The organism is Photobacterium alginatilyticum, assembly GCF_009910675.1.
GTDB classification, from domain to species: Bacteria; Pseudomonadota; Gammaproteobacteria; order Enterobacterales; family Vibrionaceae; genus Photobacterium; species Photobacterium alginatilyticum.
In genome coordinates this window covers 1-13,600 of sequence record NZ_RSEJ01000006.1, presented here as the reverse complement: position 1 = coordinate 13,600, position 13,600 = coordinate 1, and the positions used below count along the sequence as shown (strand labels likewise).

Here is a 13,600-nt window from a genome sequence, read left to right as displayed (position 1 = left end):
TTACCCCGCAGTTTGGTCTGGAATCGGCGGCATGGTTTTGGTTGATTGCGGCTGGCTGAACAGCGTGTCGTCGGAGGCTGACGGTACGGTCATCAGCGGAAAGCTGTCTCTTACACCAGCGGGCTTAAGTACCGGAAATTGCTTTTGGATCCAGCGCAGCATCAGAATGGCCGGGCTATCGAGTAGCACCTTGGCTTCAGGGTACTGCCAGATAAGCTTGTCGATGCCGTCGTTGGGCTCGAAGGGAGTGTCTCCTCGGCCGTTATTGTCTAAGTCCCAGCCTAGGTAGTTGCTCCAGAAATTACCGACTCCCTCCTGGCTCCATTCCTGTTCGCGGTTGGAGACATATTTCACTTGCACCGGGTTGTTGATGAAGCTATTGCCGAAGACCTTGACGTTCTCCGACCCGGCCGTGAGGTGAATGCCTATCTCGGCGGTATCGATTGTGTTGTAGCTGATTGTGTTATAGCCGGAGTTGTAGACAAACAGCCCCTTGCCGTCGCGGCCCAGAACCTTGTTTTCAGGCTTGGTCCAGACATTGGTAATGCGATTGTAGCTGATGTCGGAATAGGTAATGAAATTCATCAGGAACCCGTAGTCTTCGCTGTCACGGGTTTCGTTGCCCCTTACAGTCAGCTTGCGCGAGCTCATCAGGGCATAGCCGGCCCGGGTGTTGTAGGCCAGATTATCCAGCACTTCGTTGCTGTGGGAGTACATATAGTGGATCCCGTAGCGCAGGTCATGCATGGTATTGTTTTTTAATACATTGTACTGACTGGCGATAATATACAGGCCGTCGCGGGTCTTGCTGACGGTGTTGCCGGTGACTTCGACATCTTCCACCTTTGACAGTTGAATGCCGTTGCCTCTGTCGGCTGAACGAAGGGTGGGGTTACCTTCTACCTCGTTGCCTTCGACCTTGATGTGTTTTCCGCTTTGTAGCCAGATGCCAAAACCGTCTCCCCGTAGTTTGTTGTTGCGAATGATCAGGTTGTTGGCTTTCTTATCGGAATAGATACCGGCATTTTGTGCCGTTAAGTCGCTGCCCCAGTTGATGATGGTGAGATCTTCAATCAGGATGTCGGAGCTTTTGAGTAGCAGGGCATGGCCCTTGCCGCCGGCGTTAATTGTGGCGACATTGTTCCCTGTGAGGGTAATAGCCTGACGAAGAATGAAATTACCTTGATATTCACCGGCATCAAGTGAGACGACATCGCCTTTTGAAGCTGAGTCGAGAACGGTCTGCAGGTTATCGTCAACGCTGACCTGTAGTGTTTTGGCCAATACAACAGGCTGGAATAAGGCCAGGGCCAACAGAGTAATTAGCGGTTTTATCATCGGCAGCTTAACTTCCTGGGGATGGGAATAAAGTGCCGGACTGGCCGGCACTTTATCGGTCTGATTAGCCCTTGATGCTAACCGTATTCGCCGATCAGGCTTCAACCAGCATCCGGCCGCGCATTTCCATGTGGAGCGCATGACAGAACCAGTTACAGTAGTACCATTGGACTCCCGGCTTGTTGGCGATGAAGGTAATGGAAGCCGTTGCCTGTGGGCCGATTTCCATCTGTACTCCATGGTTGGTCATACAGAACCCGTGGGTGACGTCCTCAACCATATCAAGGTTGGTGACAACCATGGTGACCTCGTCGCCCAGCTTGACCTTGAACTCTGTGAGTCCGAAGTTCGGTGCAACCGAGGTCATGTAGACGCGTACCTTGTTGCCGTCACGGATCACCTTGTTCTGGGTCATGACATCGACACCGTCTTTCTCAGCCATCGCCAGGGTCTCGGCGAAGATTGGATCATCACGGGTCCACAGCTTCTGCGGCTTGACCTTGCTGCGGTGAACAATCATACAGTCATGCGGTTCGGCATAGGTCGGTCCGTCGTGGACCAGCTTCATTTCGTCGCCGGAGATATCGATCAGCTGATCATTTTCTGGACGCAACGGGCCGACAGGCAGGAAGCGGTCTTTCGAGAACTTACAAAGAGAGATGAGCCATTTGCCGTCGGCGTCGCGTGTCTCACCCTGAGATGTATGGTTGTGACCCGGCTGATAGTGCACATCCAGCTTCTGGCGAATGTAGTTTACCTTTTCACCGTTGTAGGCCTTGATGGCATCTTCGACGTTCCACTTGGCAATCTGGCTATCGAGGAACAGGGTGGTGTAGGCATTGCCACGGTTATCAAAAGCGGTGTGAAGTGGACCAAGGCCTAGTTCAGGCTCGGCTACGATAGCATCACGTGGTTTGATCTTGTCACTAAACAGGTCATCCAGTTTGTTGATGGCAATCACAGATACGGTCGGGGATAGCTTGCCGTTGGCGACGAAGTATTTACCGTCAGAGGACGTATTCAGTCCGTGCGGGGACTTAGGTACCGGAATGTAACGGGTCAGCTCGGAGCCCTTGCGGCCATCCAGTACCGGTACATCGTTACCGTTGTAGGTTTTGAATTCACCGGCCTTGAGTGCCGCCTCACAGCGTTCGAGATTGAAAACGACCACGTGGTCACGTTCGGCGGTGATCATTTCGCCCAGCGTCATACCCATTTCGGAGTTATAGCATGTCGAAGCGAAGTATTTGCCGTCGTAGTCGGCATCGGTATTGTCGAGGTTGCCGTCGACCATCACCTGGAAAGCGACCTCCATCTTCTCGGCATCAATCACGTTAAACAGTGAGCGGTAGGTGCTGACATCTTCCAGCGTCGCCTTACCGTCATTGTTCATCGGGATTTCAAACTCACCGTTACAGATCACGTACTTGGTTTCAGGCACTTTTTGAACCCGCAAGCCGTGGATAGCCTGGACATTCGGAATAGTCAGCATCTTATCCGTTTTCATCACATTACAGCGGATACGCGCAACGCGGCTGTTGGCTTTGTCATTGATGAAAACGTATTTACCGTTATAGCGGCCGTCCGTCATACTCATGTGCGGGTGGTGCGAATCCCCGGCCAGCATATCGGCGCTGTCACCTTTGATTCGCTTACTCTCGTTGGTGAGACCCCACCCGGTAGCACTGTCAGTGTTAAAGACCGGAATACGCATTAGCTCACGCATTGAAGGCAAGCCCAGAATACGTACCTCACCTGAGTGACCGCCACTCCAGAAGCCATAGTACTCATCCAAATCGCCCGGATGAATAAACGCGCTGTTTGCGGCTTCCGATGCCTTGGCCTGGGCCATTGAGGCAAACATGGCTGCCGACATCGGGGCAACGGCTGCACCTAGTCCGATAGCGGCTGTCTTGCCGAAAAATTTACGCCTTTCCTCGTTTGGCAATGTGTCTTGATGAGGTTGCTCTATCAGATCATTGTTCTTGTTGTCACTCATGGTTGGCTCTCCATACCGTTTTTATACACGCCACGGTTATTAATAGTTGTAGGGACATCAGTACTTGATGGATTGTCTTCTACTCGTGTTTCCTTTTTACTCGGAACTTATTCGGTATCTAGGTGTTGCTAGTCGGTAACAGTGACGGGGATATCCAGTTCACTGTTCCGGCGTTTTTTGCGCGCCAGCTTCTTAAGCGGCGGGCATTTCTCTTCGTTGTAATAGGTAATTTGGCAATCGAGGCAATAATGGCATTCGCGCATATTGATCTCTCCGTCAGGCTGAATTGCCTGAATTTCACATTCCTTGGCACAGGTCTTACAGGGCGTGCCGCAGTCAGGGCGACGTTTCAGCCAGCTAAACAGGCGCATACCGCTGGTTACCGATAAGGCGGCACCCAGTGGACATAGGTAGCGGCAGAAAGGTTTGCGATTAATCAGGTTAATTAGGATCAGAAATGCAGCCCAGGCAATGAACGGCCACTCCCGGTCGAATTTCAGTAAGAAGGTTGTCTTGAACGGCTCGATTTCAGCGAATTGCTCAGCCAGAGCCAGCGAATCGAGAGAGATCCCGAACAGAATCAGCAGGATCAGGTACTTGATTGCCCACAAACGTTCATGTACTGCGTAAGGCAATTCAAATTGAGGAATTCTAAAGTGACGGGCGAACTGATTGACCAGCTCCTGAAGTGCCCCGAAAGGACACAGCCAGCCACAATACACTGCGCGCCCCCACAGTAGAACAGTAACGGCTGCTGCACACCACAGAGTGAAAATAATCGGATCAAGCAGGAATAGATCCCACGAGAAGTCACTCATAAGCGCCTGCAAGAAGGTGAACACATTCACCACTGATAGCTGCCCGCTCCATGCCCAGCCAATAAATACCACGGTGACAGCCAGGAAGCCATGACGCAGGTTATGAACAAAGGTCGGGTGGCGCACCAGTATGTCCTGGAAGAACAGGATCAGCAGCAGCACGCCTAGCAACGCGAGCAGGATAACCACCTCGACCTGGCGCTCTTTCCATACCTGCTGGGTGAGTGACAGCTCTGGTTCGGGAATAATAGCTGGTGGGGTGTCGACATATTTTTCCAACATGTCGTAGCTGCCCTTGAAGCTGGTAAAAATGCTGTCGATCGGACCCGTCTGGCGTCTGACCAGTAGCTCAAGCTGCCAGCTGGCACCGGGATCAAGCTCATGGTGCGCCTGGACCCGAAATACTGACATTTCCTGGAATGATGGCGCACCGTCGATATAGAGATCGGTAACTCGGTTGTGGTCGAGATCGCGAAACGAAACTTCATTTTCGCCCTGGTGGATTTGGATACGATCGAAGATCCCGCCACGTACATAACCTGAGCCTTTGAACGAATAGCCGTTGCCCAGTACGGCGACTAAATGCTCTCCGGGTTTTAGGGAAGAGGTCAACCACTCGTAGTCGGCGTCACCGAACAGGTTGCGGCCGATGGTCGGTACGTCGGCCAGTGCGTAGTAGATTTCGGCAAACATCTCCTGTTTCTCATCGGCCGGCGCGTTATCAACGTGCTCGGCCTCGGTACCAACAAAGGCTTCATCGATTTTCTCGTTGGTAAGGTAGAGCTTGCGGATGGAGCCATCGCCGGTTAGCTGGAGCCAGTTGGCTTTTTCAAACTGATCCTGGTGTATGGTGGAGGGTGGTTGAATGATGCCTTGTTCTTTCTTAACAATGCCCAGTGACTGAGCTACTTTTGTTGCAGCCTTGGTGATGGCTACATTCATTACCATAACAGTTACGGTTGCCCCGGACAGACCATCAACCGCGACATAGCCCTGATTCTCGTTACCGCCGACTTTGATTCTGTCTTTGACGGACAAGCCGGTGTATTGATCGGCGAATCGCCATAGTTTTTGCTCCGGAATACCTGCCAAAATAATCGGTTCATGGTGTTCAAGTACTTTGGCTGTCAGGTAATCCCCGTTGGGATCGATGGCTACCAGCATGTTGACTGGTTCACCGGAGTAGGCGGGTATTTCTGCTATATCATTGGTTTCAAAGGCATAACCTAAAATGTCATCACCGCGGTAGACCTGCCATACCGGGGGCTCGCCCTGTTTGTCTTCAATACGAGTCGCGGTCGGAAAAGTTTCTTTGATAAGGGGAATAGGGTCTTTGGGCGGGCTGACAAACAGTGCATTAGCCGGTGCAATCCCTCCGAGGAAGAGTGAACAAAGCAAGATTACACGTAATATCGCGGTATTTATTAGATTGATTGTTTTCACCAACGAACTCCCGGGCAGTGTTACCCAAGTGGTTATCTTTAATGTGGTATTCTAGATGTATCTTTTGGGCGCTATTCATGATTAAGATCAATTTCTTCACATGTTGTTACATTTATCTTGTCGAATTGAGAACTCTATTACTTACCGAATGAGGCCACTCGGTTGCCGGGTAATAGATTTGACTTTTAAAGAATAGATAACATGGGTAGAAGTGCTTATTTTTTATGGTGATTAGTGATACACGACACACTGTTTTGTCGTTGTTTCTGAGTTGCATATATCTATCGATGGTGATGATGTGGCACTCTATGTCAGTTTTATGAAGCTAGCGATGAAAAGATTTATCATTTTCTGGCTCAAGAGATTTGTTATTTAACCGAAATAATACCTGTAGTGTTGTTGTGGATTATGCACCACGATTGGTTGTATTGAACGGGTATCAAAAGGAACTGCGGTGATTCGTTTTTTTCAATTCTTGATTGCTATCGCTCTGTTGGGCGGAGTGGGCTTTTTTATTCTTCAAAGTGCGCCGGAGCCAGATCATGACGAGCCCAAGTATAAGTTTTTTGCTTCTAAGTACCAGCCTGAAAGTGAAGAGCATAGAAACTTATACCAGCACTATTCAAGCTTGGCGGATGTACCGATGCCGGTGGGTACTTGGGAAGGATATAGCAGCAAAAACTCCCACTATATCTTGAAGGTTAACGAAATGGGTGGGTTTATTCTGTCGATTAACCCAAATGCTAACGATGAGACCGAAGGCGCGCTAACGGGGATGCTGAATGTTACCGGCCAGGCTTTCAAGGCGCACCATGTGGTCGGTTCGGCAAAGAAAGTGCTGCCGAAAAGCGGTCATATTGTGGTGAAGCAATACACCCCGAACGAGGTCCATGTTATTCACCCACAAACCTTGGAGGTGATTCGCTTCAAGTTAATTCCTGAGCAGGGTAGCTAACAGGTCATCAGCTTGCCATCGCTACCAGATGAAGTACAGCAACAATGCCTGTCAGGCGGTTGCGCATTGGCTGGTAGCCTTCAGGCTTCCCTTCTTTTTCGATTTGACGAATCTTCATTTCGGCAAACCAGACTGCGACAAAACCAAACAGCAGTACCAAAATAGACACTACATAGCTTTCCGGAGAGTGAAGCAATACGCCCCAGGCAATCAGCGAGAACAGAATGCTGAGGATCAGGGCGTTGCGACTGAGCTGGTGTTTAATATGATCAATGGCATTTCCCCAGAGGATCCCGGCGAGAAAACTCAGAATGACGGCGCTGTAGGCTATAAATACCTTTTGGGCACTCAGGCCAAACATCGTTTTGTCGGCCCAGATACAAATCAAACTGATGATAAACGGTAATAGCCCGAAATAGGCTAGCCGGGTCATTATTCTGTCGGGTGATTGTTCCATGGAAGCTCCCCTGCAAAAGAAATGTGGCTAAAGTAATAGGCACTTTCAAAGCATAGCAGAGGGTTAGTTGTTGCTTCGGGTTGAGTTTTTGTGAAGCAGGAAGGACCGGAGAAGTTGGTGCCTCTCCGGTAGTCAGGCTAAGCGTTGGGTTATATCAGTTCGGCAAGCATTTCGTCGGAGTAGTCAACCAGAGTCTGGCCTTTTTTTACTTTCTCGACATAGTCAGGGTTGGCAATCAGCGGCCGGCCAATTGCCAGTAGGTCGAATTTATTATCGTTGATAGCCTCACTGCCTGTTTCGGCGCTGTAGCTACCTACACCAACCAGGGTTTTCGAGTATTGTTTACGTACGTAGCTGGATGCGGTACCGCCCAGGTAGTCAAATTCCATACTGTCATCGAAAATGCCGATGTGAAGGAAGGCCAGTTCACGCTGTTCCAATTCTGCAAGAAGATAATCAAAGACCTGACGATCACGTTTGTCACCTTCGATATTGAAGTAGGCCCCCGGTGATACTCGTAACGCTGTGCGATCTGCCCCAATTTGCTGGGAGACGGCATCGACAACAGCCAGCGGGAAACGCGCCATATTTTCCGGTGTGCCACCAAATTCATCTTCACGATCGTTACTGCTGTAATGAAGAAATTGATCGATCAGGTAGCCATTGGCACCGTGAATTTCCACCCCGTCAAAGCCAGCCTCGATAGCGTTAGCGGCTGCCTGGGCATAATCAGCAACAAGTTGGTCGATTTCTTCCGCTGTTGCCGGTTTAGGTACGGTATAAGTCAGCTCACGCATGCGAGGTACGCTGCCTTCGACTTTCTTGGCGGAAGGTGCCAGTACGTACTCGCCGTCAAAGAAGTGAGGATGCGCAACACGCCCGGTATGCCAAAGCTGAGCGAAAATCTTTCCGCCTTTTGCATGGACTGCGCTTGTGACGTTTTGCCAGCCAGCGATTTGCTCCGCTGAGAAAATACCCGGGGTATTTGGGTATCCCTGACCGTCGGGGCGAATGATTGTCGCTTCAGAGATAATTAACCCGGTATCAGCTCTACGTGCGTAATAGTCAGCCACTGCCTGGGTTGGTACTAAATCATCGTCAGCCATACACCGTGTTAGCGGTGCCATAAGAATACGGTTTTCAAGGGTTAGTGTATCGTTCAGTGCATATGGTTGAAATAGATTTTCCGTCATGTCTCTAGCCTCATTCTTGAATGCGTATTCAAGTTAGACCTTTTTGAACGATCATTCAAGATGTTTTTTGAATGATTGCTCAATATTGATTAGAATCACTGGGTATAGGGTTATTGAAAGAGTTGTCTATGAGAAGTGCTGAGTTTGATCGCCAACATGTATTAAGAGCTGCAATGGCTGCATTTATTGCCAAGGGCTATAGCAAAACCAGCATGCAGGATCTAAAGAAAGCCACGGGTTTGCATCCGGGCTCGATATACTGCGCGTTTGAGAATAAGCGGGGACTGCTATTAGCCGCGCTTGAGCAGTATCGTTCAGATCGCCAGGCGGAATTCATGGCTTTGTTCGAAGACAATACCTCAAGACTTGATGCATTAAGGCGTTATCTTGATAACGTTGTCGACGAGTGTGAGCGGGAAGAAATCAAAGATTGCCTGCTGCAAAAGGCCTTGAGTGAACTGGCGGCTCAGGATGATGAAGTCGAGAGTGTCATTGCCCAAATGCTCAAGCAATGGCAAGAGGGGATTGCAGCCCAAATTTACCAGGCACAGCAGGATGACGAGCTCCCCTCGAACCGCGATCACCAACAGCTGGCGCAGTTTTTGGTAATGGGGATCTACGGGATCAGGACCTTCTCTCACACCAAGCCAACTGAGGGAGCCTTACGTAATCTTGCTGATCAGCTTTTTGAGCATATTTGTTCATAGCTTTTCGAGCAAAGATTTATCGTCTAGTTATACAGTGATGCCCGACATCAACTGTCGGGTCAGCTCCGATGCTGAAATTTCTTTGCAGCCTGTTGTATTCTGACCGCTCCATAGCGGGGAGAAATCATCTATCCCCCGGCCTTCAGCTAATTTTCGCAGCTGGGCCATCTCAATTGAGGCAGAGGGGAAAGCGGGGACTGATGTATTCATCGCACCCAGCTCCTTCATGACACGATTGACGATACCGCGAGCAGGCCTGCCAGTGAATAGATTGGTGACGGCCGTTGGCCGGGCGTTGACATTTTTCAACGCTGTCCGGTGCAAATGGCTGGTTTTGGCTTCATCGCACAATAAGTAGGCAGTGCCTACCTGAACGGCTGTGGCACCTAGTGTTAGCGCTGCCTGAACACCTTTGTTGTCGGCTATTCCTCCTGCGGCAATGACAGGTACACGGACAGTATTAGCAATCTGCGATACCAGCGCAAAGGTGCCGACCTGCGTCGATAGATCATCGGTCAAGAACATCCCCCTGTGTCCACCGGCCTCAAAACCTTGGGCAATTATGCCATCGACTCCTCTGGCCTCCAGCCACTGAGCTTCCTGGACTGTGGTAGCTGAAGAGATGATCCTCGAGCCCCAGCCCTTGACCCGCTCGAGCAAGTCATCATCGGGTAGGCCGAAATGAAAACTGATTATTTCGGGTTGGAAGGGCTCGATGACATCGGCAATGTTATGGCTGAACGGCACCCTTGTCGTTCCCTGGGGAGAGCTCTGGCAATTCATGCCCAACTCTGAAAAATAGGGCTTAAGAAGGGTCTGCCATTGCGACTGGCGGTTGATGTCGTATTCCGGCAGAGAATGGCAGAAGAAGTTGAGGTTGAAAGGTTTATTGGTAGCGCGTTTGATCTCGGTGATTTCATTAACGATGTCGTCAATACCTAGCATCCCGCAAGGCAGTGACCCCAGTCCGCCCGCTTCGCTGACAGCAATGGTCAGCGCGCTGTCTTGCACTCCGGCCATGGGGGCCTGAATGAGAGGCAGGTCAGTGCCTAGTAAGTCAACCAATCCTACTAAGTGTTTATTATCCATAGCTATATCCCTTTAACTATTGGAGGCGCGCTTTTAGGCCAAGGCCACCTCTTGCTTTTTGCCTTGCTGTAGCGACAAGGTCCATAATGACAGTGCAGCTAACAACGAAATGGTAATGACTACTGCCCATGTACTTTGATAGCCGAATTGCTGAATTTGCGCTCCCATAAAGACATAAGTTGGCATCAAGGCCAAATTTCGAATTGTGGTTAATATCCCGCTAATTCGTCCACGATGACTTTGGGGAGAGTGATTGGCAAGGTAGACCCCCTCTTTGGTGACTAACAATACTTCTGCGGCAGAGAGGAAAATCCAGGCGAAAAACTGCATGGCGATAGTGGTGTTTAGTAAGATCACCCAGTAGCCAACGGCAAATAATAGACCTGAGATTGCCAAACTTTTTATTTCGCACTGCTGGCTGGTGAGGCGCATTAATAATGGTGTGATCAACACGACAAGAATACTGGCAAATGTCATCAACTGACCAAATAATACCGCGCCATGTTTATCAAATACATGGCTTAAATATAGCGGTGTGGTCATTGTCATTTGATACAAGGCAAACCAGAGCAGCGTGCAACAAAGCGTAAAAATAATCAGTCGGGGACGCTGGCGAAGAACCTGCCACACCGAGCCTTCAGCCGCTCTTTCTAATTCAGGTTGATCTGAATCTACATCGTGTATGTTGTGTTTGGGCTCTTTGACCCATAGCATGACGACCACAATACCGATAAAGGCGGCAATACCATTTCCCCAGTAGATCCAAACGGTATGATTCCAGAAAAGGTATCCGGCTAGCACCGGTCCAATGCCCGATCCCAAATTATAGGCAAGGTAGCTGAGTGACATAACCGCATCACGATTTTTTGGGGTTGATAGATCAGCAACCAAGGCACTGCTGGCCGGAAAGGATACGCCGAAACAAAAATAGCTTATGAATAATAAAGCAGGTGCGAATAAGTGACTTTCAGAGAAAAAGCCGCAGACAATTAATATTACCGCTCCTGCCAGCTCGCCTGTCACCATTATGCGTTTATGGCCGAAGCTATCGGAAAGCTTTCCGCCAATTAAGTTACCGAACAAGTAAACACCGGTAACCCCCATAGCCAGTCCGCCTGCCACAGTGGTGGAATAACCTAATTTCTGAGTGAGCAGCAAGACTAAAAAAGGAATAATAAAATTCCCGAGACCAAGCAGAAAACGCGCGAACGCAATAAAATAGATATCGCTTGGTAGCCCTTGATAGATCGACAGAGAGCTAGCTATTTTCCTTAACATTATTTTCCTTTGGGTATACGTATATCAAGTCGTTATTGCAATACTATTCTGCTTGGGTGATAACATTGCCAGACAATGAATGGGCGATAGCCCTAAATGCGGCGAGAGAGTAATCCATACTCTCATAGCTATTATCCATGAACGTAAGATCTGCGCTGTTTTTTACAATGACGACATCAGCTAAGCGGTTAATATAAATATATTGGCCATAGATGCCAATCGCTAAAAACTCTTGATTGACATTTTCGGGGATCCACCATTGATAACCATAGCCCCAATGTGTATTCGAATTCTCTCTTTTTCCGGGTATGAGATGGGGAGCGTCAGGCGTTATGCTCTGCTCTATCCATTGGCTTGGAATAATCTGTTGATTACCAAGTTGGCCATAATCTCGGTATAGTTTTCCCATTCGTAGGTAATCTCGGCTGATAAGATTTAGCCCTCCCAATACCATAGGCTCGCCAGTGCTGTCGGTGATATATATAGCCTCGCGCTCTGTATTTAATTTTGACCACAGCTTGTCATTAAAATACTCTTCGATAGGTATCCCCGTCGCTGCACGCAACACCATACCGATAACATGGGTGTCCATACTGACATATGACAGGTATGTACCTTGCTCGCGCGATCGAGTGAGCGACGCGGCAAATTCATCAAAGCTTCCCCCCAACGCCATAAGCCGGCCCATGCGGTTTATGTCACTGAAAAAGTCGCCATAATCTTCATTAAAATAGATGCCGCTGGACATTTGCAGGACATTTTTAATGCTGACACCGTCATAACCTGAGCCGATTAAACTGGGTACATAGTCGGTGACCGGTTGATTTAAATCTGAAATGTGGCCTTCTTCGACGGCAATACCGAATATAGCACTGAGAAACGATTTGGCCATTGACCATGAAATTCGCAGATCAAACTCATTTGTGTCCTGGTAATACTCCTCGAAAGTGATGCTATCACCTTTTAACACCACCAGGGCGGTTGTACTGGAGCGCTCAATCCAGTTCTGCATATCAACTGACTTGTCGTTATAGGTAAAGTGCCGGGGAAGCGGTGAAGGGGAGTGGTCTAGTTCGTCAACCACACCTGAAGCGGCAACTGTTTTTGTCGGAGCTAGCCGTTTCATGTTGGAGAAGTTCTCAACGATGACATCCTGATCGAACAGTCGCACGGTATGATAAAGCTGTTGAAGCTCTGTTTTATAATTAATAGCGGCCACACTGAAGATAAAAAGCAGAATCAGGCAGCTCTTCCCAAGTACTTTTTTCATGGCTAGCTCCTTAGCTCAATTTAACCGAAACCTGCTGTTTGCGTAGGCTTGATCACTGTCCAGCCTCTAGAAATGATAGAACAGAACTTTCGACCAGTGAGTATTTACTCTGGTAAATAAGTGAAAGTTCATCTTGTCTAAAACAATGCAGCTAAACCTGCCTAAGTTACAGGTTTAAGGTTTGTAGCTTGGGTATAAGTCATGCTTGAGCATTTTGGCGACTGATAGAGTTTGAATATGGGTTTCACTGAGGCTCGGGTATTGATGGATGGCGATGAGAATGTCATGAAAGAATCAAAAATCATCATCAATCGACTTTTTTAAGATAATGTGATGTTTTGCGAGCTTTGATTCAAAACATCATTAAAGTAATGATAATGTTGTTTAATTCATATAAATCCTTATAAAAACATCAATATAAAAATTGAAATGACAATGATTTCTTATTTTTCAATAGCAAACGTTTGGCATTGGCTAAGCCCTTAATAAATGGATGTTGTGATTTTTCATTTATGAGCAGGAATATAAATAATAAATTAGGTTTTATTATATAAAACCTAATTAACCACCGTTGTTGAGGGTCGTTTATGGATTATTCAGGTTAATGTACTAGTATTAGGTTGCTATAAGTAAAAAAGGAAGTGACAAGATGAGAATAATAATTTTGCTGTTCGGCTTAACATTACTAGGGTGCAGTACCACAGATGATCTGTCTTATCAGCCGACTGTCGATGATGAGTATGCTGACAGACAAGATCGTGATAAAGAGATGATCCGAGATACAGATCGTATCTGATTTCGTCTTTGTTTGCGTATCGCTTAGCAAGATAAAGCAAAGGTCAACCGAGGTTGACCTTTGCTTTTTATTTAGAAAAAAGGGAGGCATTGAATGCCTCCCTTGATAAGTGTGCGCCGAGCATGGCGTTGTTCTAGGAGGTGAAAGTCCTCTACGGGCTCAGTCGAGCGAGAACCGTTAGCCTATGCAAGGGTGTTCACCGTGAGGTGAAATCTGAAGGAAGCAAATGGCAAAACTTGGTTGTGACGAACAGAAAT

General features: G+C 48.3%; 11 protein-coding genes. 3 read left to right on the top strand and 8 right to left on the bottom strand.

The features are described from left to right. The 3 genes from EIZ48_RS07490 to nosR all read right to left on the bottom strand — a co-directional run bounded on the left by EIZ48_RS07490 (window position 1) and on the right by nosR (window position 5,598). Window positions 1–1,338, bottom strand: a complete 1,338-nt coding sequence (locus EIZ48_RS07490) for a nitrous oxide reductase family maturation protein NosD (protein ID WP_160649756.1) — start codon at window positions 1,336–1,338, stop codon at window positions 1–3. A gap of 94 nt (window positions 1,339–1,432) precedes the next feature. Then, window positions 1,433–3,337, bottom strand: coding sequence for a TAT-dependent nitrous-oxide reductase (nosZ, locus tag EIZ48_RS07485; RefSeq protein ID WP_160649754.1), 1,905 nt, complete (start codon window positions 3,335–3,337; stop codon window positions 1,433–1,435). Window positions 3,338–3,465: 128 nt separating this feature from the next. Continuing rightward, a complete protein-coding gene (gene nosR, locus EIZ48_RS07480; RefSeq protein ID WP_338046907.1) occupies window positions 3,466–5,598 on the bottom strand; it encodes a transcriptional regulator NosR in 2,133 nt (710 codons plus the stop codon). A 454-nt stretch (window positions 5,599–6,052) separates the two neighbouring features. Here nosR and EIZ48_RS07475 point away from each other — a divergent pair, with 454 nt between their 5' ends. Beyond that, window positions 6,053–6,553 carry a hypothetical protein gene (locus EIZ48_RS07475; RefSeq protein WP_160649750.1) on the top strand — a complete coding sequence of 167 codons (501 nt, stop codon included), beginning with the start codon at window positions 6,053–6,055 and terminating at the stop codon, window positions 6,551–6,553. 7 nt (window positions 6,554–6,560) lie between these two features. Here EIZ48_RS07475 and EIZ48_RS07470 read toward each other — a convergent pair whose 3' ends face one another. Both EIZ48_RS07470 and EIZ48_RS07465 read right to left on the bottom strand, forming a co-directional pair. After that, a complete protein-coding gene (locus tag EIZ48_RS07470) occupies window positions 6,561–7,010 on the bottom strand; it encodes a DUF3429 domain-containing protein (RefSeq protein ID WP_160649748.1) in 450 nt (149 codons plus the stop codon). 149 nt (window positions 7,011–7,159) lie between these two features. Further along, a complete protein-coding gene (locus EIZ48_RS07465) occupies window positions 7,160–8,203 on the bottom strand; it encodes an alkene reductase (RefSeq protein WP_160649746.1) in 1,044 nt (347 codons plus the stop codon). Between the two features lie 128 nt (window positions 8,204–8,331). On the opposite strand from EIZ48_RS07465, the gene EIZ48_RS07460 reads away from it, so the two are divergent. Next, window positions 8,332–8,910, top strand: coding sequence for a TetR/AcrR family transcriptional regulator (locus EIZ48_RS07460; protein WP_160649744.1), 579 nt, complete (start codon window positions 8,332–8,334; stop codon window positions 8,908–8,910). A 27-nt stretch (window positions 8,911–8,937) separates the two neighbouring features. Here the strand turns inward: EIZ48_RS07460 and EIZ48_RS07455 are convergent, their stop codons facing one another. Genes EIZ48_RS07455 through EIZ48_RS07445 form a run of 3 tightly spaced genes read right to left on the bottom strand, consistent with a single transcriptional unit; the run spans window position 8,938 to window position 12,547 of the window. Next, window positions 8,938–9,999, bottom strand: a complete 1,062-nt coding sequence (locus tag EIZ48_RS07455; RefSeq protein ID WP_160649743.1) for an NAD(P)H-dependent flavin oxidoreductase — start codon at window positions 9,997–9,999, stop codon at window positions 8,938–8,940. 33 nt (window positions 10,000–10,032) lie between these two features. Next, window positions 10,033–11,277, bottom strand: a complete 1,245-nt coding sequence (locus tag EIZ48_RS07450; protein ID WP_160649741.1) for an MFS transporter — start codon at window positions 11,275–11,277, stop codon at window positions 10,033–10,035. Between the two features lie 43 nt (window positions 11,278–11,320). Continuing rightward, window positions 11,321–12,547: a serine hydrolase domain-containing protein gene (locus tag EIZ48_RS07445; protein WP_160649739.1), complete on the bottom strand. Its 1,227-nt coding sequence runs from the start codon at window positions 12,545–12,547 to the stop codon at window positions 11,321–11,323. A gap of 649 nt (window positions 12,548–13,196) precedes the next feature. Here EIZ48_RS07445 and EIZ48_RS07440 point away from each other — a divergent pair. Further along, complete coding sequence (locus tag EIZ48_RS07440; RefSeq protein WP_160649737.1) at window positions 13,197–13,343, top strand: hypothetical protein; 147 nt, start codon at window positions 13,197–13,199, stop codon at window positions 13,341–13,343. Window positions 13,344–13,600: the final 257 nt, after the last annotated feature.